The organism is Microbulbifer mixtoriginis (SeqCode) (assembly GCF_052467945.1).
Genome location: NZ_CP174328.1, coordinates 3,847,204 through 3,870,417 on the forward strand (window position 1 = coordinate 3,847,204; position 23,214 = coordinate 3,870,417).

Genomic DNA, 23,214 nt, shown 5'->3' on the forward strand with positions numbered 1-23,214 from the left:
TTCTTAATTATTTAGAGCCAATACCCTGCAGCACCATCACCGCATTGGACCGCGGCCTAGGGTAGCACTTAGAGAAGTCCCGATCTGTATAAAAAATAACCTGCAATTTTTTTCCTATTCTCTGCATCTATTCACAGCCCCTACCTCGTCTCAATGGGAAAGGTACAATACAGAGATATAAATATGTGGAAGCCACTTGCGATATCAGCCCTGATCAGCCTGGGTGGAGCCAGCCAAGTTATGGCGCTTGAGTCCATTCATATCGATACTGACAACTGTGAGTCCACCCTGGATTACACCGTAAAAGTGGGGTCCGATTTTTTCGAAATACACGAGGATAGCGATAAGCAGCAATTGGTGTCTTTTCACTCACCTGCACAGCTAATAGTAAATGGAGACATGATCACCCTGGATGATCAACAACAAGAGCTGTTACAGGAATATCGCCAAAAACTGCATGCAGCCGGCCGTGATACCTTGCTAGTCACTTTAGAGGCCGTAGATATCGCTATGGATGGCTTATCTATTGCTATTAGCGCCCTGGCCGGGCCAGATCATCCAGAAAATCAGGAGCTTAAGCAGTTCTCTGCAGATTTAATCCAGCGCACCGAAGATCGTCTCAATCGCGAGGGAGAAATCTACTATCTCGGCGATACTGAGATTGGTAACTTTATCGACGAGACGATTTCCAAAGAATTTGAGCCCCGCATCGAACGCTTGGCCAAGGATGCCGCAGGAACTATTGCCTGGCACGCACTCAAGGCAGCCTTCACTGGCGGTCAGAGTATTGAGGAGCGTGTTACCGAGGAAGCGGAAGAACTACTGGAACAACGCGCTGAGCAAATTGAACACACTGCTGAGCAGCTATGTGCTTCCCTGCAATCCATCGACCGACTGGAATCAAAAATTCACCTGACAGTGCCCGCATTGGGTGATTACGACTTGGTTAAAATAAAATAATTCTACCTCTTTTATCCCCCCAAACCTGGCCGCTATGCGGCCCTTTTTTATCTAAGGAAAACTCCCTCGATTTGCTATAAAAAGCAAAGACCATCCTCATCTAATGAGGAAGCACTTGAAAATATTCTGTAGGTGAATCCAACTTGAATATCCCATTAAAATTATTTTTATACAATAACCAGTCAACACTCAACAGTAAAAATATAAAAGTAATATTCGGCCAGTAAAATTTTTAAGCAATTATGAATTGAGAGCTTGAACTCCACCATATATTGGCTTCCCCCGCCCTCAAATCATATTAACTTTTACTCTTCACTAATTTGAATTAGTACTTACATCCAAATAAGTAGGCAAGCCTTCCTGACCAGCATGGTCTACCGCAATGATTTTATATCGATAAGTAGCATCCTGCTCCACATCAGAATCCCTATAGGATAATTGACGTGTTTTATCTATAAGTTCCTCTCCACGAAAGATCTTATAATGATGCACACCACCATTCCTGATGGTTTCATTCCAGGACAAATTTACCTGCCAATCAGAGACCGTATATTTGAACCCCGTAACTTGAGCGGGCGGAGGATGGTTACCATAAGTACAGGGTACTATATCCCTACCTAAGCCATCGGTACATTGATCAATATTCTTATTTTTCTTCTCAGAAGCATTCCAGTTTTTGGCTATTCCTCCGGTACACATATTGTCTACACAGAAAGGAAGGTCATAATTAAGACACGTCCTGCAAGTTTTAAATCCATATCCATCAGTGAAGGGAATGTCACCTTTATTCAACGAAGGAAAGTAATTACAGACCAGTACATGTGCGCCATCGTTGTAGGCAGGATTATTAGAACCAACAATACTATCGCATTCCGCTACAGCACAGCCTACATAGCGGGTTTCTCCATGGCATACCTGGGCCCAATGTCCGCATGTTTCATCATGACAAAATTTCATATCCCAATCATAAGAATTACTTTCAGCGTACCAGGATTCAACTGAACCAGCCCATGTTTCAGCGCTATATTGCGATGCCGGCGGATTGAAAATATTGATTGAAACATTCTCTCCAATTTCAATATTACCTGCTGGCAACACAAAAGAGACTTCATCTTTAACTTTATCGAAAGATTGCCTAATTCCCTCCGCTTCATTAAAGTGTCCAAAATAACACGCAGAAGCTCTCTCCTTCGCCATCTTGGCCAAAGCCTCATCCCAGAAAAGTGTCTGCATATTACCGGAACTCTCTGGGCCGTTACCCTCACCAGCTTCTCCCATAGCACACCTTTGACGATACTCATTGTGGGTATCCAGCATTACGCGCTTTTGTTCCAATGAGAGCTCAAAGGATCCATTGCCATTAGGGTCAACAGTAACAACAGAAAAAACAACAGATTTTTCAGCACCATCAGTTAATGTGAAAGTGACGGTATCTGTGACCGCATCCCCTGAACTGAGACTCTGCGCTGTGTCATTCAAGGTATATTCCCAGTCACCGACGTCGGTAATACTAAAATCACCATAATTCCCAGCAATGCTACTCTCAACAAATCCTGGGGTATTGCTGTCGACATCTATGATTTTCAGAGTACCCTTGGCTTCTTCACTGCTCCCCACGAGTAAAGTAGCAAGAGGGGATTCAGGGCTAAAAGTGTAAGCATCATCCGCACCTGTCACCTGAATAGTAATTAATGTGATGTCATCACCTATTCCAACACCAACCATAAATTCATCAATTGCCAATTCATCAGCGCTCAAGGGGTCAGCCAGGCCCGCATCCAGGGTATAGCTCCAGGTACCATCAAGAGAAACATCAAGCAGACCGTATTTTCCCCATTCAGTAAGCTTTCCAAAAATTTGCTTGGCATCAACGCTATCAATCAACTTGCCAGAGGTAGAAGTCTCATTATCCTCGCTAACGCTACCTTCACCGCCACTAATAGTATCGGGACTAGGGTCGGGATCAGGATCAGGATCGGGATCGGGATCGGGATCAGGATCAGGATCAGGATCAGGATCAGGATCAGAGGTCCCACCGCCATTATTATCAATAACCCCAGGATTATTATCTTCCTCACTATTAGAGCTGCCTCCGCCCCCCCCACAGGCAACCAGAAATGCGGATAAAGAAATAGCTGTGATCAGCTTAAATAGCTCACTCATATCAGTCTCGGTGAATATAGTTGTGCTTGGTATAAATCCCGACGGATTATATTAATGATGGCCCTCTATTCTGTGAAATCTATTAGATATTATTGTTTCAATATTGGCTTAACTTTGTTTCCAATTAACGAACAATAGAAAAAGATAAATCACATGAACGAGAAAAAAGAACGCTACTTAATAGAGATCCCACCCACACATCTTACTCATCAAATGCACACCTTTAAAAAAACCAAATATAAATAGATAGAAAACTTTTAGCTTTTAATTAAACCCTTCAACTTATAAACTCATTTGGCAAACAGATATCATATAAGCTTCAAAGAGCTTTCACTTTCAAAAAGAAAACAAAAATGATACATACTCACATTATAAAGAAAGCTTAGACCTCATAAAAAATTGACACTTATTTACCTTTAACTTACTCAACCTAAGGCAAGTACTTTCTCAATTTATTCAGGGAGCATATCCAGACAACCAGAAGGCCTCTCTTATCCAGCATGGTCTACAGTAATTATTCTATAGCGACAGTTTATATTATTTCGCTTCTAAATCACTGTAACTTAGACGGCGAGTTCTGCCAGGAAATCCTCATCACGAAATATCTTATAGTGATGCACACCACCATTCTTGATATATTAAATCCAGGGTAAATTATCTTATTGTCAGCTAAACTATATTTAAATTCAGTCACTTGTAGTGATGATCGCCAAGGGTTATAAACAATCCAAGGTACAATACCTCCATCCAAACCATCGCCATAATGATCTACAAGATTATTTTTTCTGAAACATTCCAATCTTTGGCTTTCCCCCTGTACACATATTGTCAACGCAAGAGCAAACAGCATAATTCTGGCAGATTCTAAAATCTTCACAGCTTAAACCATTAACTAATGGAATACGGTGTCTTTTATCTACCAAGGAAAAATAATTACACACCACAACATGTGCGCCATTGTTATAGGTAGGATTACTAGAAACAACAATATTATCGCCTTCCGCCACAGCACAGCCCGCATAGCGGATTCCCCCATGACAAAGTGGTGCCTAATAACCACGTGTCTCCGCATGACAAAATTCACTATCCTAAACACATCCATAGCTTTCATAGCACCAACACTTTACTGAGCCAATCCAAGTCTTGGGCCATATTGCGATGGGGGAAAATTAATAGGATTAACTGAAGAACTTTCTCCAATTCCAACATTGCCAGCATCTAGTACAAATATATTTCACCTTTAACTTTTTATTTATTCTTATCAAAAACTGAACTTCAGCAGGCAAACAATCCAAGTGGATATTTAATCTACCATTAAAATAAATATAAATTCCAGGTAGGCACCCACTAAATTTTTTGTTGTTTTTCACTTTAGCAAAAATCACTACAACCCTTTGATAAATTTAATTGCATCATCGGCACTGGTTTTTGCATTTTCAACATGAACCATATGCCCAATATTTTCATAAGCTATCAATTGACTGCCAGATATTTTACCTGAAAAATAGCGACCCACCTCCAAGGGAATAATGTGGTCATCCGCACCCCAAATAAACAGAGTGGGAGTCTTGATATTTTCAAGACCGTTAAGTGGTTGAAAATTTACAGTGGCATTAGCCACCAAATTAAGAACTGTTCCCCGGTTTTTTTTATAACGGGAGAGGAGGTAGATACGTTCCACCATTTTTTCAGGCAGCGCCGCTGGGTTGTAGAAAAACCGTGCTTTTAACATTCTTCTAAGCAACCCACGGCTACCCAGATGAGAGACAAAGCGTCGCCCCCAGTGACTAAGTACAAATCGTGCCATAGCCGGAGGCATTTCCAACCCCTTGCCACATTGGTAACCACCCGGTGCAATCAAGATGGCAGCCTCTGCAGCATCGGGATGTTCAATCAGGTATCGCAATACTGCGTTGCCTCCAAAGGAATGGCCAACCAACACAAACTTTTCTAAGCCCATTGCCTCAATGAAGCGCCCAATAAAATCCGCCAGGTGTTTGGGGGTATAGGTGCCCCCCGGCAAGGGATCTGTGAGCCCATGGCCAGGGAGATCCACCAATATCAGGTGGTAATCCCTAGCCAAAACTTTTGCCCACTCCCCCCAACCCCCTAAGGAATCACCACCACCGTGAAAGCACAACAGCAACGGACGCCCCTCCCTGCCAACTTCCCGATAATTCACCGAGAAACCATCGGCAAAAGCCAACTGGTTGTAGGAAAAATTGGACAATTCATTACGGTTCAGATTTGGGCTAAAAAAAGCGATCCCCAGTAACCAGACAAAAATCAGTAAAAGTATTAAAACAATCCAGAATGTCATACTCACGACAGGGTCTCCCTGGCCCGTGCTGCTTGTCTATAAAAACGGTGTGATCTGATAAAGGATCAATTCATCGAAGTGAAAGTCAGTCCTTTAAGACTGGTCGAAGCAACAGCCACATAAAAGTGCATCAATAAAATCATAAATAGGCCGCCGGCCAGGGTAAGCCAAAACCGGTTATAGCCCAGACGACGCATAGACAGAAACCAGGCGCCAAGATTTAATAACTGCAATACTGCAGATAAGCCAGCCAGCAGTGCCGCTTCGGTATAGGCCAACCAATTGAGATTAAATGCAAGAGAGGGAGCCTGAATAATCACCGCTGCGGCCCCCAGCAAGGCTGCAGCCAAGCCAACATTGCGCACCGAATCGAAGGTGATTTCCAGTGCTCTAGGGTAATCGCTCATCTGCTCCATGCGCCAATGTTCTCAGTTCAGCCCACTTTAAAATTCATGGGCCAACCAGAAGGATAGACTGCATTCAGCAGTGGAGTTCTGAATCCTCTAGGGAAAACGAGCACAACGCTTAGTCAGTATTGCCACCGCACAGAGTGGCAACGCCCAAAAGTTGATCTCTCCAAGCGGGAATTAGAATCACTTGGCCTCAAGCACCTGTTCCATTGCTCGGCGAATAGAATCCAGTGACAAAGCAATATCCTCTGCCGAAGTTGCCCAGGACGAGACACTGAGACGTAACGCCACTCTACCCTGCCACACAGTAGTACCAAACCAGCACACACCCTCCTCCTGCACTATACGCACAATCTGTTGCAAAGCGGATTCGTCATTGATACTGGCCACTACCTGATTCAGCACGACCTCATTGAGAATTTCAAAGCCTAATTTGGCCAGTCCATCAGCAAACTGACGGGCAAATCCACAGCACCGCTCCACCAGAGCGGCCACCCCCTCGCTGCCCATCTCCTGAATTGCCGCCCAGACCTCAACACCTCGGGCACGGCGGGAAAATTCGGGAACCATATCCTTCGGTGGCACCTGAACCCCAGCCTGTAAATATGGCGCCTGAGTAGTCATAACACGATGTACCATCTGGGCTTCACTACAGATAGCAACACCACAATCGTAGGGTGTATTTAGCCATTTGTGCCCATCCACCGCCCAGGAGTCCGCTAACGCCACTCCCGCAGTCAGGTGCCGCTGCTTGGGTGATGCCGCCGCCCACAAGCCAAAGGCGCCATCTACATGTACCCAGGCCCCGGCCGCCCTGGCCATCGGGATAATTTCTTTAAAGGGGTCGAAATGACCAGAGTTCACGTTACCTGCCTGCAAGCACACGATGGTGGTTTCATCCAGCTCGGGAAAAGTGTCCACCCGCACACGGCCCTGATTGTCACAAGGAGCCTTCACCAATTGATCCTTGCCAATACCGAGAATCGAAAGGGCTTTATGCACTGTGACATGTGATTCTGCAGAGACGACAATCCTCAGCGGTGGGGCTCCGGCGAGCCCCGTTCTCGCCAAATCAATATCCATTCTCTCATATTGACGGTTGCGCGCTGCAGCCAAACACACCATGTTTGCCATAGAGGAACCAGTGGTAAATCCAACACTACTTTCTTCTGGCAACTCTAATAATTGCAGCAGCCACTGGGCGGCTATTCGCTCCAAGAAAATGGCCGATGGTGCCGATGATTCGAGTACCGCTACCTGATCCCAGGCCGCATTCAAAATAGAGGCCCCCATTGCCGCAGGTGTGGAACCTCCAACCACCAAACCAAAAAAGCGACCACCGGTACTCGCCACAGTGGCGGGGGAGGCGTAATGATGGAGATCTGCAATCACTTGCTGAGCATCCTGCCCCTTGTTAGGCAGGGAGGAGTTTAATCTTTCCAACTCAGTCAACTCCAAAGATGATGGGCTGACTCTTTGTTCTCGAATACCAGAAATATACTCCTCAGCACACCGCGCTGCCTCAGATAGAGCTTTCAACGATTCTAAATTACTGGTGACTTTATTGTTTCCCATCTATCCACCTCATACTTCCTTTTATCAAATTTCTTCAACATTCTTAGGCGACAATGGAAATTTCGCAACAAAAATTAAAAATATCGATCAGATATAAACCGTTGAAAGAACTTCAACGCATATCTAATCAAAGTAGACGTTCTATAAATAATTTCTCGAAATAAAATCCCAGGTTTGCTCACAAAGTAACTGATGCCCAGCCGGGTTAGCATGGAGACCATCCTCAGAAAGCAGTGGAATAATCTCAAGTGCGCACCATAAACTTTCAAAATCCAGCACAGGGACTCCCTCATTAAAGGCAACTTCTCTCACCACCTGACTATAAAGCTGTGCATCTTTACGAAAGAAATAACTATCACTGTCACGATAAGGCGTTGTTCTCTGCTCATCGAAAGGAATACCCGTCATTACAAAGCTGGGGGCAATCGAATTAGATGCTTGCAGTAGCTCTAACATCGCTTGACGAAAAAAATCTAGAGTTACCGTATTCTGTGCTTCTGCCCCACCAATGCGACAAATATCATTAAAACCGGGGTAAAGCCCTATTAAATGTGGCCTTCTCACAGAAAGTTCCAATGATACCCGCTGAGTAAGCGATACAACATTTTCACCAAATATTCCCAGGGCGTAGACTAGGTTTTTGGGATTCAAAGGTTCGAAGCGGAAACGAATCCTTTGCACGAAACCGCCCAACTCGGTATCACCTCGACCATAGATAGAACTGGAACCAATAAAAGCGATTTTTTTGGGTACTCTTCTATTCACAGGAATAACCTATAAGGTAAATTAACTTATATATTCGCTAGAGGTCATCACCAATAAAAAATAGAGCTCCAACAATATATGAAACAAGGTCTTAAAGAGCCGCCATTCAAAATAGCATTAAATTTATAATTTAACAGGCGGTTAATATACCCTCTTACCGCCTGCACCAAGATTCAACAATCAAATGATATTCGATAGTTATGCAGGAATTTCTTAAGCCCAAGGCTCGAGAAATCGATCACACGAGAATCCACCCTCCTTCGTGCCCATTTTTTTCGAAATGCATCCTCTAATATCCATTGACCCAGGGTGCCAGCCAGATGATTGCGCCTCTCACTCCAGTCTAGACAAGACTTGCATAATGGACGCCGAGTATTTTTCAATCCACCAATATCAACACCTAGATTACGGAAAAATTTCTTGCCGTTTTCAGTCAATTTCGTACTCTGAAATTCTTCGATGATGACACTTTCTGCCACTAGAGAGTCGTATAGGGCTACGCCGAGACTTCCTGCCAGGTGATCGTAACAAATTCGAGCTTTCCTAACATCGGGGTCTTTAGGACCAGTATCAATACTTCCTTGCATCGGAGTACTACCGATATTAAGTAGTTTCTCTAGTAACTCTGCTACCTCATAATCGCGCAATTGAAAATACTTATGACGCCCTTGTTTACGCACCACCAGTAAACCCCCTTCGGTGAGTTTGGATAAATGCGTACTCGCTGTCTGAGCACTGATATCAGCTTCACAGGCCAACTCAGTTGCCGTCAGGGCTTTGCCACCCATCAATGCCATTAGCATTTTCGAGCGAGTCTTATCACCAATCAAACCCGCCACCAGAGATATATCAGGCTCCATAGGCACACCAGATAGTTCGTTGTAGATCGAAGCATAAAAAAATTAGTGTCATAGAATGCAATGAATTCCAAACAGAGGCAAAACCTATGACGATCACCTGTTTTATCGAGTATCGTATTAATCCCTATCAGCTCGATAAATTTAGACAGTATGCGGAGAACTGGGGCAAAATTATCCCTGAATGTGGAGGAGAGCTAATAGGCTATTTTCTACCCTATGAAGGCACCAATAACCGTGCATTTGGCCTGATTAGTTTCGATAGTCTGGCGAGCTATGAGAAATATAGAATACGACTGAAATCATCGGAAGGTGGCCATGACAATTTTCTATTTGCTCAAAATCAACAATTTATTCTGGAGGAAAAGCGCTCATTCCTCACAGCAGTTCCATCTACTTATATACGCTTGAGGGGAGGATAAACTGGTGATCGCGGTAATTTTTGAAGTTAAACCTAAAAATGACAGCAAAGAAGTCTACTTTTCCAAGGCCCGGAAACTGAGAAAGTATCTCAAAAATATAAATGGATTTATCTCGGTGGAGAGATTCCAGAGCCTCAACAACCCAGATAACTTTCTTTCACTTTCTTTTTGGCGGGACGAGCAAGCCGTACAATCCTGGAAGCGCCAGAACCAACATCGGGAAGCTCAGAAATTGGGTAGAGTCAGTTTCTTTGATCACTACCGGATACGGATTGCCACAGTAATAAAGGATTACGATATTCATCGAGCCGATGATCAGTAATTGGCTCTTTTCTTCCAAATTCAACCACTATCCTCAATGGGGGAGCATACTCTCCCATTGAGGGGGTTTTAAAATATCAAATGCGCACAGTCCAGAAGAGACGAATAACATTCGCAGAGAAACTATAGGCAGGTTCACTTCCCGGAGTAATAGCCGTACTATCACCATGCACCGTAACATCGAGGAAATCCTCGTAGTCAAATAGAATATGATCCCAGTAGAAACTGATGTTATTCTTTCGATTGAATAAAGACCAACGCTGCGGTAGCTCATAGGAAACCCCCAAACCAAAGGCCAAGGTGGTAAAGTTACTCATCTCCTTATCTCGCGCGCGAAAATTAGTGGCGTTCAGATAGGGAAATAAGTCGCTATAAAAATCGGCACTGGTTTGTTGGTAATAGCGTATCTTACCTTCAAAAATCCATTCATCACGCTCTTTCAGTGGGTGGGTGTAACGGAACTCGACATTATCCGCCGTTATTCCCCAGCTATCCGCATAGCGGCGATATTCCCCTTTTAATGATGCACGGTAAGGCAGCCGATATTTAGCCCGGATAGAAACGGCATCACTGTTGCGTGTTCTTGGGTAGAGTTCAGGCTGGTAACTAAACCCAGTACCAGAAGCTGGGTCCAAGTAGCGTACACTGCGGTAAGGGTTATTGAGAAATCCCTCGTCGGAGACCGTCTCAACGCCCACTTCAGCAATCAACTTTTGTGAAAGTATCTGGTTCCAACTGAGAGCATAGCGACGATGCTCTGCTTCATCAGCAAAATTTTCATCACCGTTTCGATATACATCATCGCTACCATAGCTAACACGAAGATCAATAGTACTTAGGTCGCCAAAGAATCCCTGGCTGATACCAAAAGCAACTGTTTCTGCTTCATAATCATTCTCCGAGCTATTGGTATAACCAACACTAATTGTTGTTTTATCTACCAAGTAGTCTGCACCGAGGGAATATTGATCTCGTTGCTCAGAATATTCACTCGCGGTTGCCTCAACATCAATAGAGGCCCCAGAAATCATATCCACATAGTAATTAGCAGAAAAGGAAATATTGTTGCCGATATTCTTACGAATTAACACTGAAGGGCCATCAATGGTCACCCCTCCACCACTATAGGCATGGTACAGATTATCAGCTCGCTCCTCAGGTAACACGGCAGCAAAAGCGTAAGTAGGCAAAAATAACCCTACTGTAAAGAAATAACGTAACAACTTAGTTACAACCACATCCGCCTCCACTACCACCTTCGGCTCCCCTGGCCGCTTCGCGGGCTTCATAAACATGGTTCATATAACTGGCGGCGACTGGATCTCTCTCAAAACCCATAATCGGGTCCGCCAGATATTGACGCTCATAAGGAGCCACCCAGGGCGTTACTGTGCAGCCACTGAATAGCGATACCGCCAACAGCGGCAACAAGTAGCGCAACATTCTATTACTCCCGGATTAATTCCTTAATGATTTTCTTATAAGCTGCCTCATCGCCATCGCGATAGCCTTTATGGATATGGCGAACATTGCCATCTCTGTCGATAAAAACAGTACTCGGCATAGCATCAATACCGTACATTTTGCTCACCTCACTGGTGCTATCGAATAAGATGGGGAAGTCCACCGGTATTTTTCCCAGTAATTTCTCTGCATCAGATCGATGTGCATCTACGTTTACGCCCCAAACCTGGAATCCAGCGGCGGAATAACGCTCGTGCAACTGATCTAGTAAAGGCATTTCCTGGCGGCATGGTCCACACCAGGATGCCCAGAAATTCAGCATAATTACTTCACCGCGCTGCTCCGCCAGGCGCAGGTTCGCGCCTTGGTTAGAAGCCAGCGTAAAATCTCGGGATGGTTCTGCGGCACTAATACCTATCGACGATATTAGTAATATAAAAGCAGCAACGAGTCGTAACATATTAAAAATCCTTATTGACTATTTTTTTTAAAAAAACTAGAAAAATACAGTAAAACCTAATTGGGTAGACAAATTATGAGTGGATTGTGCCTCACCAAATAATTCATGTTCAAATACGTGATCACGTACATCGAAGCGTAATGCCAACCAATCATTGGCCAACAAGCGCACTCCAGCACCAAAGTTGTAGGTAAAATGCTCTTCATCTGCAAAAGAGGTATTGCCGGCACCGCTCACCAGATAAAAATCCGTATTGAATGCCCAATCATCTGAAATGAAGTACTCTCCTTGAAAAATATTCCAACCCAGAGAGAAATTGTAATAGCTAAGTTCCCTTTGCTCATCGGTCAACAGAGGAGCAGCACCACTTAAACGCTCAAAGCTGGATTCACCCAACTCAGTTTGCGCATAGGTGCCTTCCATAAAGATATCTTCAGTAATATGGTAGGAAACAGAGGTGCCATAGAGGGCATTAGATCCAAAGTCTTCTACATTGATCACTCCGGCAAAGATGCCCAATTCAATATTTTCACTGTCGATCAGTGCATCACGTACCTCACGACGCTCCAAGTCTGAAACGACAATATCTGCAATAACGTCTTCACCTTGCTGGGCGACACAGGCCTGAGCACTGAACAGCGCGGATAGGGTTGCAGTGCCTACAGATATACGTCGAAACCAAGTTTCCACTCGACTATCTCCTGATTATTTTCCCGCGAGGTGAGCAGGTAGTGGTTTGTGTATTCCGCTTTTATGGCAAAGCGGCGCGATAGATACGTTTTTATGCCTATGCCTGCCAGCATTACTGTGTCCTGACGATCTTCCGTAGCAATAATGGTTGCGTTAGGTGATGTGATATTTAGACCAGCACCAAGTAGAAAATAGGGGGATAATCGCCAACGCGGGAACGGCTGATGCAGTATTGCCATTTGATAAACCTGGCTATCCGAAAATTCACCAACTGCCTGAGTAGCACGCAATTCGGTAGCTAAATTAGCGGTAAATTGGTAACCGATTCTTGTCGCCAAGGAATTAGCTCCGGCAAAATCGCCATAGGATAAGCCCAGATAAAAGAAACCCGCTTGCACATTTCTAAAATCGGGAAGGGAAACCCGCACCAGCTCACCCTCCTCACCATAAATGTTTTGCAAATCCGCAACTCGTACCCAGCCAGTCTTATTGTGCGCAGCCAATACCTTTACCCAATCAGTACGGCGTTTAAGCAGCCAAATTTTTTCACCATATTCAGCCACATGAAAAATCGGATAACCCCGGCCGGGGCCTCGATACATATTGATAAATGCATTACCAACGGTAACTTGCTCTGCGTCATCCGGTATCTTGCTCACCACATTGATCGCAGTGGGAATTACCGCTTCTGATTTTTCCTCTACCGAGAGGAATCCCTCAGAGACATCTCCCGAAGATTCACCGACCTTCAGACTCTCGATCGATTGTGTTTCGCCAACTTCCTCTGCAAATACAAAGGAAGAAAGGAAGTTGGCTCCGAACAGCAGGAAAATAAAAAGATAATTCTTTAAAATAGACATGGATCAGTCAGCCGGTGCCGCAAAAGGATCGTTATAGTACTGAGCGCCGATATCCAGCCACTCTGCAATTAACCGTAGTTCAGCCGGATTTAAGAGTCCCGTATGCGCACCACCGGTCGAAAAGATAGGAAAAAAAGCACTTTCTGCAGCAGTTTCAGCCATGACAGAAGAAGTAGTTACAACGATCATCACCGGTATAGGATTTCCATTGGCATCGAGAATCAAGTTACCATCTTCATCGGTTTCAAATACCGGGTTGCCCTGGTTATCCGTCTCCTGCCTCAGCCGTGGAGTTAAAATTCCACCGACAAGATCCAATATCGGGCTATCAACTAGTAGTTCAGCATAGGAGGTAAACCAAGCATCGTTCACAGAAGACGCGCTTGCGGTCAGATCCAGCTGCGCGGCGGGAACTCGTGTAGCACCAGCGGCATCTACTGGTGAATGACAGGCAGTACAGGTATTATCACTAATTACCGTACCGGCATTATCCACAACTTGACGTGGCAGATCCCAGATTGGCTGAATGTGCTGCTCGTAATGAATAACACTGCGGCAACTGCTCCCCCAATTATCCAGGCAGGCTAATGGAGCGGGGATTTCAGTCAATAAATCAGCGTAAGCCAGAGAAATATCAGTGTCTTTAACGCGAACTGCTGGATCGGTCCAGACATCAGAAAAGTGTATATCCCCTTTTAATCCAGCTTCTCCAACAATCCGAGCCAATAACTGCGCCATGGTTTCACCCATTTCCGCCAGTAATGCAGGCTCGGTATTTACAAATGGCGCCGCTGAAGTAGGAGACCCACTCCAGGCAGATTCCAGCTCCATATCAACGCGACCATGAGCCACTTCACTCTCACTGGTATGGCAGCCCACACAGCTGCGTACCTCACCGGGTCGTAACTGCAACCAGTTATTGTGTTGTTCAAAAATTCTCTTACCCTCGGCATCTATCACTGATATTGCAAAGGGAGTATCGGCAGGTATTTTGACCCGTACCGAACCATCCGGTTGAATAGGCGTATAGCCCAGGATTTCACGCATACCCTGACTGCGATTGCGACCAAAAGCCGAACCGTCAAAGTCCAGGGTGTCGTCATCTGGGATCGCTACAGCTTTTACAATACGGAGAAAACGTGCGGGACGCTCATCGGCAGTAGTCATAGCAGGATCAGCGAGAGTTTCTATTCCCGCTATATCCTCACCATCAAAATCGTAGACGCTACGGATATCCAAAATACCCACAGATTCCTGCACTAGATCGCCATCTACGTCTATTCCAGGAATTGGGTCGGGAATATAAGCCGGCTCCGTGCGGGGCTCCAGTGTCACCCCCTCGGAAATCATTTCACCCTCTTCCGCGACGATAATAGGTAGTTGAGTACCTGCCACGTAGTCATAAATCCACAGGCCGTAAAGAGGATCAGCTAATACCGGTTCCTCTTCTTCCCCTAAGGTTTCTGGGCAGGGTCGTAGCAGTTCCGTCTCTTCCTCCACAATGCGGCATTCACTCCAAGATACCAACAACCTGCTGGTACCATCGTAGAAAGGCCAAGCTGTGGAGAATGTGCCATGGGGAGAGAGGGTTCCATCAGTTGTGACCTCAGCAAAGGCGATAGAGGCCTGACCAACCAGATCCCCCTCACCGCCGGCTTCACTATAGGCTTCGCTGTAATTGATTCCATCAATAGCCACCAGATCGCCGCCATAACTTACTCCCGAAGGCGAACGTAGGTTGACCAGTAAGCGGCCATCAGGCATTTCACGCGGCCTGGAGAAAGTGGCTAGTGAATTTTCAGTGCCGGTCTCTTGGCTGTGATAACCATAATGAAAAGATAAGTCACTACCATCCGGTTTAATGGTATATAGGCTTACGCGGTCTACACCGGCGGCATTATCCCAACGATTAAACAGGATACGTCCATTATTCAGTACTGTGGGATTGAGATCGTGGCTCTGATTGAAAGAGATCTGACGAATATCACTGCCATCCGCCTCCATCACATGTAAAACAAAAGCGGGCTCATCCTGATCATCTGTCAGGGCAGAAAACTGTGGCTTATTATCATCCAATAACAAAGCGCGGGCACGACGCTGGCGACTAGAGGAAAATACAATACGCCCATCAGGCAAAAATGCAGGGGCAACATCCTGCCCTTCCTCCGCAATCAGATCGGTCTGTATGACTCTTTTCAGCTCTTTGGTTTCAAGATCATATAACCAAATATTCCAAGTAGGCTGTTCATCGTCATCAACATTTTCTAATTCTGGTGCGCGCATGGCAAATACCAAACGCTGTCCATCTGCGGAGGTATTGAGATCTTTAACATCGTAATCACCGGTAAAAATTTCTGCGGTAATTACTGTCTCTGCAGCACTTGCTGTAGCACGATCTTTCAGAATCAGTTCAGCACCGGGGAAAAAATCCTGGGGCTGGTATTGGTTATCTTGCTCTAGGGCTCCTTCATCATCCTTATTAAGCTGGCGACGCACGAAGGCAATAGGGTAATCCACCACTACAGGATCTTCCGCCTGCTCCCCACTACTAGAGGAACCGCCACCACCACTACAAGCAGCCACCAACAGTAGTAGTGGCACTGCACGCAAAGATTTCATTATTTTTTCTACCCAGCATAGGCACCAGCAACATGCCGGTAATATTTGCAGAAGGCCCTTAATTATTTCTGTGTGCGGTTTTTGCCGCCGAGGGTAATTCTCGCAAGTTGCGCACAAAAAGTTTGCCAACTGGGACGCAAATATTAAAAGTCATTCTGACAGTCCTGAAATTCGCTTTTAGTATGCCTTGACATACCCCACTGACCCCATCGACAAAATAAACCAATGAAAAATAATTCGTCTCGAGCGCGTGTGATCCAGCTCACAGTGGTAGGCGCAATAATCGGGGCCGGCCTTTGGAGTGCCCCAGCCCTTGCGGCCCCTCAGGATCAGGCTCTGCAAATTCACAGCCGTATCACCGGCACCATTCCCTCTGAAAGTGTATTGCTGGATATGGCCGAGGACATCGCCAATGGCGATCCTGCCAGTGCTGCCTATACGGCAATGCAACACGATGACTTTTACAATGTGACCCTGAAAAACCTGGCCACACCTTGGACTAACGAGGAACAGGATGTGTTTGCGCCGTTAAATGATTACAGCGCAACCGTTATTGGTATGGTCCGGGACGATATGGATTTTCGCCAATTACTGTCAGCAAATATTCTGTATACCGGAAATGTCTCCGGGCTGCCAAGTTACAGTACCAGCAACAATAATCACTACGAAGCTCTGGAAGCTGGTGGTTATTCCCTGAAAGAAAATCTCACCAGACAAAGTCAGTCTTCCCTTAATGGGCTTCCGGCCGATGCTACTGCCGGTGTGATTACCAGTCGTGCCGCAGCAAAGGCCTTTTTTAGTGCTGGCACCAACCGCGCCATGTTCCGTTTTACCATGCTCAACCATATGTGCCGGGATATGGAGCAGGTGCAAGACAGCACACGTTCACCGGATCGAATTCGCCAGGATGTCAGTCGCAGTCCAGGGGGGGATAGCCGGGTATTTCAAAACAACTGCGTCAGCTGTCACAGCGGTATGGACCCTATGGCCCAAGCCTTCGCCTATTACGATTATGTCTACGATGCAGACAATGACCCAGAGGGCAACAACGGGGCACTCGACTATAACGGTGCAGGAGATACAGATCCGGAAACCGGCAGTCGCGTGAAAGCTAAAAACCACATTAATGCGGCAAACTTTCCCCACGGATACCAGCTTCCCGACGATCGCTGGGACAACTATTGGCGTGAGGGCCCCAACCTGCATCTTGGATGGAATAGTGTCCTATCCGGTAGCGGTAATGGGGCAAAGTCTCTCGGTGAGGAGTTGGCCAACAGTCGTGCTTTCGCCAGCTGCCAAGTCACTAAAGTATTTCGCCAGGTGTGTTTGCGTGATCCTGAAGATGCCAATGATCGTGCACGTATAGAAGCCATCACTAACAACTTCAGCAGCTCCGGTTACAAACTGAAGCAGGTATACGCCGATACTGCGGTTTATTGCGCGGGAGATTAATAACAATGAAAATTTTTAAGAACCTGCAAATATCTACCCTTTTATGTACAGCAGCATTCCTTGCCGCCTGTAGTGGCGGCAGTGGCAAAGATACAGAAGAGCAGCCAAATACGAACCAATCCAATAACGGCACCAGCTATTCAGGCCCAGCACCGGAAACTGAAGATGTCAAACAGTACAAGCGCTATATCTGGGATAACCTGGCCGAACAGAATCGCTGTGGTAGTTGCCACGTAGAGGGCGCGCAGAGCCCCCATTTCGTACGCGGTGACGATATTAATGCAGCTTACGATGAAGGTCGTGAACTGGTAAACCTAAGCCTCCCGGAAGAGTCACGCCTGGTAACCAAGGTGGGCGGCGGGCACAACTGTTGGCTCTCCAGCGACGATGCCTGCGCTGAAATTATTACCAATTATATTGAAGAATGGGCTCGAGCCAGCGGCGGTCTCAGTAATACAGTCACACTAACTGCCCCAATTGAACGCGATGTGGGCGCGAGCAAGAGCTTCCCAGTCTCCAGTAGTAACTTCGGCACTACCGTTTACCCAGTATTGCGTAACTACTGTGCCAGCTGCCACAGCGAAGATGCCGCGCTCACACAAAAACCCTACTTTGCTAGCTCTGATGTGGATCTCGCCTACGAGGCGGCGAAAAGCAAAATGAACCTGGATACCCCTGCGGATTCACGCTTCTCTGTACGCCTGGGTAGTGAATTTCACAATTGCTGGGATAACTGCTCCAGCAACGCAGCGGAAATGACGGCGGCTATCCAAGCCTTTGCCGACAGCATTGCCCCTACTGAAGTCAATCCGAATTGGATCCTTAGTAAGGCTCTGCTTCTCACCGATGGTATTGTCGCCAGCAGTGGTGGCCGTATAGAAAATAATGCAATCGCCCTATATGAATTTAAAACCGGTAGCGGCACTACGGCTTATGACACTTCCGGGGTAAATCCAGCCATTGATTTGGCGCTTTCAGGCGATGTGGAGTGGATTGAGTCCTGGGGTTTGCAGCTTAAAGGTGGTAAAGCCCAGGGCGCTACGGCAACCAGCCGTAAGTTATACGAAACTCTCACTGCCACCGGCGAATACTCTATTGAGGTTTGGGCTGCACCAGCCAATGTCACCCAGGAAGGTCCCGCACGTTTGGTTACCTATTCCGGCGGTGACGACATTCGCAACCTCACCCTAGGGCAGGCGCAGTACAGCTACATATTCCAGAACCGCAGTGACAGTACCGATGCGGATGGAATGCCAGCTCTGATGACGGATGATGCAGACCAGCTGGTACAGGCGAGTTTGCAGCACGTAGTCGCTACCTTTGACCCGATCAACGGCCGTAAACTCTTTGTAAACGGCGCAGATACTGGAGAAATGGACCCCAGCGAAGCGGGGCTCTTGAGCACTTGGGATGACACCTTTGCCCTAGCAGTTGGTAGTGAAGTAAGTAACGGAAATAGCTGGCAGGGTTCTATCCGCATGCTGGCGATTCACTCTCGCGCACTCTCTGCCGAGGATGTTGCCACCAACTATGAAGTAGGTGTCGGAGAAAAATACTTCCTGCTGTTTAAAGTTGAAGAACACACCGGTATTACTGAAAGCTATGTAATGTTTACCGTTCAGCAGTTCGACAACTATGCCTACCTGTTCAGTGAACCTACCTTTATCAGCCTGGATGAAAGTGTCGATCCGAAAGGTATCGCTATCGAAGGCATGCGTATCGGTATTAATGGTCGCGAAGCGGAAGTGGGCCAGTCTTGGACTAAATTATCCGCCGAAATCGATGATAGTTATGTGCCCCTGCAAGGCCAGAAGCTGTCGAGGCTTGGCACTATCATTACCCTCGATAAAGGCCCCCTGGAAGATGAATTTTTCCTTACTTTCGAGCGTATCGGCAACGCTAGCTTTACTCGTGTAGAGCCCACACCTGCCGCACCACCGGAGCCAGCAGACCTGGAGGCCCAACCGCGTATTGGCCTGCGCCGCTTCGAGCAGATTAACGCCAGCCTCTCTCGCGCCACCGGCATTTCCAGCGCCCACCCGGATGTGATGGAAACCTGGGAAGCCGTGAAGCGCCAGCTACCTGTCTCCAGTGATATCAGCGGATTCCTGGCTGCACAACAAATGGGTATCACCCAACTTGCCGTGAAATACTGCAGCACCCTGGTGGATTCCAATGCGCGCGGAAGTTATTTCCCAGGTTTTGATTTTAATGCTCCTGCCAATACAGCTTTTGACAGCGCTAGTAAACGAGCACTGGTGATTGATCCATTAATGGAAAGCCTATTAGGCCACGAAATGAACTGGCATGACGGCAGCCACTCGCAGCTGTCTAGTGCACCAGACCTGGGCACCGTAGAAGCAGAATTAAACAGCCTGATCAACACCATGACTGCCTGTGGCAATGGTTGTGAAGCAGATCGCACCGAGACCACGGTCAAAGCCGTATGCGCCGCCGCCATGGGCAGCGCTATGATCCTGATTCACTGATTAAAAAAACGGGCTGCCGCCCAGGTACGATTTTAAACACCGTACCTGGGAAGATTAATCACAGCCTAGACAAGATTGTCGAAAGAAAATTTTCAACAATCTGCTAAAAATTTAAAAAATAATTTACCGGCACATCGGATAAAAAATCCGCAAAAAACTATGAGCAAGAAAAAACATTTTGAGCTGGACCAGCCCCTACGCCACCCGGATCACCACCGCCCGGTAACCCGTCGTGATTTTCTCGCCCAGGGCTTCCGCGCGGGCATGGCGACAGTATTAGGTGGCTCTGTATTCAGTATGTTTGCCAACCCACATAATGCCCACGCAGCTCTGTCTGCCGACCTGGAAGACCTGCGCAAGAGTAACGGCGGCCCCTGTGATGTTAGCGCTTTTGGCGCCGGTAAAATCCCATTTATCTGTTTCGACCTCGCCGGTGGAGCCAATATCGCTGGCTCCAATGTATTGGTAGGCAAACAGGGTGGTCAGATGGATTTTCTCGGTACGGCCGGCTACAACAAACAGGGGCTGCCGGGCGATATGATTCCCTCAGCCGGAGAAGGATTTGTTAACACCGACCTGGGCCTTGCTTTCCATAGCGACAGCGGCATGTTGCGCGGTATCTTGGAAAAAGTGAGCTCCGGCACTGCTACCGCTACCAACGGTGCGGTGATCCCGGCACGCTCGGAAAACGATACCGGCAACAATCCTCACAACCCCATGTACGGAATCAACAAGGCCGGGGCCAATGGTTCCCTACTGGCCCTGATCGGCTCTCGCTCCAGTGATTCCGGTGGTAACTCCATGGCTCCGTCGGCAATGATCAACCCTGAAGTTCGCCCCACCAAAGTGGACAGGCCTTCTGATGTTACCGGCCTCGTAGATGTGGGCGACCTGGTGGGCCTGCTCAGCCAGGAAGACACGGTTGCAGTGATGGAATCCATGTACCGTATTTCTGATGCCAAGCTGGGTAAGGTAAACACTCGCGTGGGAGCCGATGCGATTATCAAGGATATGGTGCGCTGCGGTTATATGAAGAGCGCCGACCTGGCGGACCGCTTCGGTAATCCCGCCGATCTAAACCCCGAAGCCGACCCGGATATTGTCGGTCCCTCCGGTATTTTTACCAGTGCTGAACTGAGTGGGGATGGAGAATTCCGCAAAACCGCTTCAACGATGAAACTAGTGGTGAATGGCTATGCCGGTGCCGGTACTATCACCATGGGCGGCTACGACTACCATACTGGCGACCGCGCCACCGGCGAGATGCGCGACCTGCGTGCCGGTCGCTGTATTGGCGCCTGCCTGGAGTATGCTGCACGTCGCAACCAGCCACTGATGATTTATGTCTTTAGCGATGGTTCGGTTTTCTCCAACGGTATGATCGACGACTCTGTCGAAGGTCGTGGCAAGGGTGTGTGGACCGGAGACAATCAGCAAACCGCTGCTTCTTTCTTCCTGGTATACAACCCTGCCGGGCGTCCGCAATTACTCGGTGGCAGCGCCGACGAGCAGGCAAGGCATCAGCAGCTGGGTTATATGCGTTCCTCCGGGGACGTGGAAACGTCTTCAAGTCCCGCCGCCAACAACGTTAATCTACTGGTAGAAACGGTAGTCATGAATTACCTGGCTTTACATGGTGAACAAGATAACTTTGAAAAAATCTTTCCCAACCACGGTCTCGGTAGCGTTACCCTCAGGGACAGCATGACCGCTTTTGCCCCTATAAGATAATGTGATACCGAGATGTTGCGTTTTATTCGATCTCTCCTGTTAGGTGGTGCCGCCCTCTGTGCGGCACCAGTATTGGCCGAGTGGCACTATGCCGAGCGTGCAATCATGGGCACTGAAGTCCATCTTCAGCTCTGGCACGAGAATGCCAGTGAGGCTGAATACCTGATCGAAAAGGTAATGAAGGAATTCCATCGCTTAGATAACCAGTTGTCACCCTACAAACCAGAAAGCGAGCTATCCCTCGTTAATCGCGAAGCAGGCAAAACCGCAGTCAATATCTCCGATGAGCTGCTTTCTCTGGTGGATAAGTCCCTCTGGTTCAGCCACCTGACCGATGGAGCCTTTGATATCAGCTACGCTACTCTCGGCAAACACTATGATTTCCGCAACAGAAAACAGGCAGACTCCGCCCTTACTGACTCTCTAATTGAGGCGCTGAACTACCGCCACTTACATTTGAATAAAAAGTCCAAGACCCTGCGTTTTGGTCACAGCAAAACAAAAATTGACCTGGGTGGAATTGCCAAAGGGTATGCTGTGGATAAAGCCATTCAAATTCTCGAACAGGCTGAAGTCTGCTGTGCCAGTGTCAGCGCCGGTGGCGATGCACGTATGCTAGGCGATAAACGCGGTGAACCTTGGCTGGTAGGCATTCGTCACCCGCGAGAAAAAAACAAAAGTGCCGCAGTAATCCCCCTGAGCGACATTGCCATTTCAACTTCCGGTGACTACGAGCGCTTTTTTATTGATGAACAGCAAGAGCGTATACATCATATTTTCAATCCAAATACCGGAAAGCCCGCAGACACAGCTGTTGGAGACAGCGATAAATTAATCAGTGTCAGTATTATCGGCCCAAGGGGTTTTGATACCGATCCACTTTCCACCAGTGTATTTGTGCTGGGTAAGAAAAAAGGACTGGCACTCATTGATCGCCTGCCCCAATTTGAAGCAGTGGTTATCGACAGTAACAAACGTCTGTTCTTCAGTCAGGGACTGGCAAATCCACAATAATCGTTACAACGTCGTAAAAAATTTGCCAACGGGATCACACCAGATAGCTGCGCCCCTGACATAATTTGCGCCCATTACACAATAAAGCCATAAGCAAGCGAAAGGCCTTCCATGGGACGCGTTCTCCAGTTGTTTATTTTCTCACTCGCCCTCCTCACAGGCGCAGCGTCTCAGGCTCAGCAAGAGTCTTTTTCTGCTGAAAAGCTGGAAAATCTAAAGCGTGATGTTATTAAGTTAAACCGGGATTTATTAATCCTGGAAGAAGACCTGCTCTACCCGGCACAAAGCCAAGTGGCTTTTTATGTTTCTGTGGATGTCGGTCACTATTTTCAGTTGGACGCTGTTAAATTACATATCGACAATAAACTCACAGCCAGCCACCTGTATACCGATCATCAGCGCAGTGCCCTTGTACGCGGTGGTATCCAACCCCTACACAAAGGCAACCTAAAATCTGGTAACTACACCATTTCCGCATTCTTTACCGGTCTTGGACCAGAAGGGCGCGAGTATAAGCGGGGTGCTACTCTAGCGTTGGAAAAGACCGATGAGCCCGTTGTTATCGAATTACGCATCTCAGATAAAACCGGCAAGCAACAGCCGAACTTTGAACTCATTCAATGGCCCACGCCCTGATTACCC

The 23,214-nt window shown here is 47.1% G+C and carries 20 protein-coding genes; 8 read left to right on the plus strand and 12 right to left on the minus strand.

Annotated elements, in window-relative coordinates:
• Window positions 1-183: 183 nt before the first annotated feature.
• Window positions 184-960, plus strand: a complete 777-nt coding sequence (locus ACJJIJ_RS16600) for a DUF2884 family protein (RefSeq protein WP_444887439.1) — start codon at window positions 184-186, stop codon at window positions 958-960.
• 315 nt (window positions 961-1,275) lie between these two features.
• Here ACJJIJ_RS16600 and ACJJIJ_RS16605 read toward each other — a convergent pair whose 3' ends face one another.
• From ACJJIJ_RS16605 to ACJJIJ_RS16630, 6 genes are all read right to left on the minus strand, one after another.
• On the minus strand, window positions 1,276-3,123 hold the full coding sequence (locus ACJJIJ_RS16605; RefSeq protein ID WP_444937930.1) for a VCBS domain-containing protein: 1,848 nt from the start codon (window positions 3,121-3,123) through the stop codon (window positions 1,276-1,278).
• Window positions 3,124-4,507: 1,384 nt separating this feature from the next.
• Window positions 4,508-5,443, minus strand: a complete 936-nt coding sequence (locus ACJJIJ_RS16610; protein WP_444888952.1) for an alpha/beta fold hydrolase — start codon at window positions 5,441-5,443, stop codon at window positions 4,508-4,510.
• A gap of 65 nt (window positions 5,444-5,508) precedes the next feature.
• Entirely contained in the window at window positions 5,509-5,850 is a 342-nt protein-coding gene (locus ACJJIJ_RS16615) for a hypothetical protein (protein WP_252083666.1), read from the minus strand.
• A gap of 186 nt (window positions 5,851-6,036) precedes the next feature.
• A complete protein-coding gene (locus ACJJIJ_RS16620) occupies window positions 6,037-7,428 on the minus strand; it encodes a pyridoxal phosphate-dependent decarboxylase family protein (protein WP_444937931.1) in 1,392 nt (463 codons plus the stop codon).
• Between the two features lie 141 nt (window positions 7,429-7,569).
• Window positions 7,570-8,193, minus strand: a complete 624-nt coding sequence (locus ACJJIJ_RS16625; RefSeq protein WP_444937932.1) for a GDSL-type esterase/lipase family protein — start codon at window positions 8,191-8,193, stop codon at window positions 7,570-7,572.
• A 173-nt stretch (window positions 8,194-8,366) separates the two neighbouring features.
• A complete protein-coding gene (locus ACJJIJ_RS16630; protein WP_252083669.1) occupies window positions 8,367-9,053 on the minus strand; it encodes an ArsR/SmtB family transcription factor in 687 nt (228 codons plus the stop codon).
• A gap of 86 nt (window positions 9,054-9,139) precedes the next feature.
• Between ACJJIJ_RS16630 and ACJJIJ_RS16635 the strand changes: the two genes are divergently transcribed.
• Window positions 9,140-9,472 (plus strand): NIPSNAP family protein, encoded by a 333-nt coding sequence (locus ACJJIJ_RS16635; protein ID WP_444887444.1) that lies wholly within the window; start codon window positions 9,140-9,142, stop codon window positions 9,470-9,472.
• Between the two features lie 4 nt (window positions 9,473-9,476).
• On the plus strand, window positions 9,477-9,794 hold the full coding sequence (locus ACJJIJ_RS16640) for an antibiotic biosynthesis monooxygenase family protein (RefSeq protein ID WP_444937933.1): 318 nt from the start codon (window positions 9,477-9,479) through the stop codon (window positions 9,792-9,794).
• 76 nt (window positions 9,795-9,870) lie between these two features.
• On the opposite strand, the gene ACJJIJ_RS16645 is transcribed toward ACJJIJ_RS16640, so the two are convergent.
• From ACJJIJ_RS16645 to ACJJIJ_RS16670, 6 genes are read right to left on the minus strand one after another with little or no spacing between them, the layout of a single operon-like run.
• A complete protein-coding gene (locus ACJJIJ_RS16645) occupies window positions 9,871-11,031 on the minus strand; it encodes a DUF3570 domain-containing protein (protein WP_444889158.1) in 1,161 nt (386 codons plus the stop codon).
• Window positions 11,018-11,236: a DUF4266 domain-containing protein gene (locus ACJJIJ_RS16650; RefSeq protein ID WP_020414172.1), complete on the minus strand. Its 219-nt coding sequence runs from the start codon at window positions 11,234-11,236 to the stop codon at window positions 11,018-11,020. The genes ACJJIJ_RS16645 and ACJJIJ_RS16650 overlap by 14 nt, the downstream gene beginning before the upstream one ends.
• A gap of 4 nt (window positions 11,237-11,240) precedes the next feature.
• Complete coding sequence (locus ACJJIJ_RS16655) at window positions 11,241-11,717, minus strand: TlpA family protein disulfide reductase (RefSeq protein ID WP_444883052.1); 477 nt, start codon at window positions 11,715-11,717, stop codon at window positions 11,241-11,243.
• A gap of 36 nt (window positions 11,718-11,753) precedes the next feature.
• Entirely contained in the window at window positions 11,754-12,407 is a 654-nt protein-coding gene (locus ACJJIJ_RS16660) for an outer membrane beta-barrel domain-containing protein (RefSeq protein ID WP_252083674.1), read from the minus strand.
• Window positions 12,377-13,267: an SH3 domain-containing protein gene (locus ACJJIJ_RS16665; protein ID WP_444937934.1), complete on the minus strand. Its 891-nt coding sequence runs from the start codon at window positions 13,265-13,267 to the stop codon at window positions 12,377-12,379. The genes ACJJIJ_RS16660 and ACJJIJ_RS16665 overlap by 31 nt, the downstream gene beginning before the upstream one ends.
• Window positions 13,268-13,270: 3 nt before the next feature.
• Entirely contained in the window at window positions 13,271-15,886 is a 2,616-nt protein-coding gene (locus ACJJIJ_RS16670) for an HzsA-related protein (protein WP_444937935.1), read from the minus strand.
• Between the two features lie 225 nt (window positions 15,887-16,111).
• Between ACJJIJ_RS16670 and ACJJIJ_RS16675 the strand changes: the two genes are divergently transcribed.
• From ACJJIJ_RS16675 to ACJJIJ_RS16695, 5 genes are all read left to right on the plus strand, one after another.
• Window positions 16,112-17,338 (plus strand): hypothetical protein, encoded by a 1,227-nt coding sequence (locus ACJJIJ_RS16675; RefSeq protein WP_444937936.1) that lies wholly within the window; start codon window positions 16,112-16,114, stop codon window positions 17,336-17,338.
• 5 nt (window positions 17,339-17,343) lie between these two features.
• Window positions 17,344-19,827, plus strand: coding sequence for a LamG domain-containing protein (locus ACJJIJ_RS16680; protein WP_444937937.1), 2,484 nt, complete (start codon window positions 17,344-17,346; stop codon window positions 19,825-19,827).
• 159 nt (window positions 19,828-19,986) lie between these two features.
• Entirely contained in the window at window positions 19,987-21,558 is a 1,572-nt protein-coding gene (locus ACJJIJ_RS16685) for a general secretion pathway protein GspF (RefSeq protein WP_252083679.1), read from the plus strand.
• Between the two features lie 12 nt (window positions 21,559-21,570).
• The gene (locus ACJJIJ_RS16690; RefSeq protein WP_444937938.1) at window positions 21,571-22,572 is read left to right on the plus strand and encodes an FAD:protein FMN transferase; all 1,002 of its coding nucleotides are present in this window, start codon (window positions 21,571-21,573) and stop codon (window positions 22,570-22,572) included.
• 111 nt (window positions 22,573-22,683) lie between these two features.
• Window positions 22,684-23,208 (plus strand): AraC family transcriptional regulator, encoded by a 525-nt coding sequence (locus tag ACJJIJ_RS16695; protein ID WP_444937939.1) that lies wholly within the window; start codon window positions 22,684-22,686, stop codon window positions 23,206-23,208.
• Window positions 23,209-23,214 lie beyond the last annotated feature (6 nt).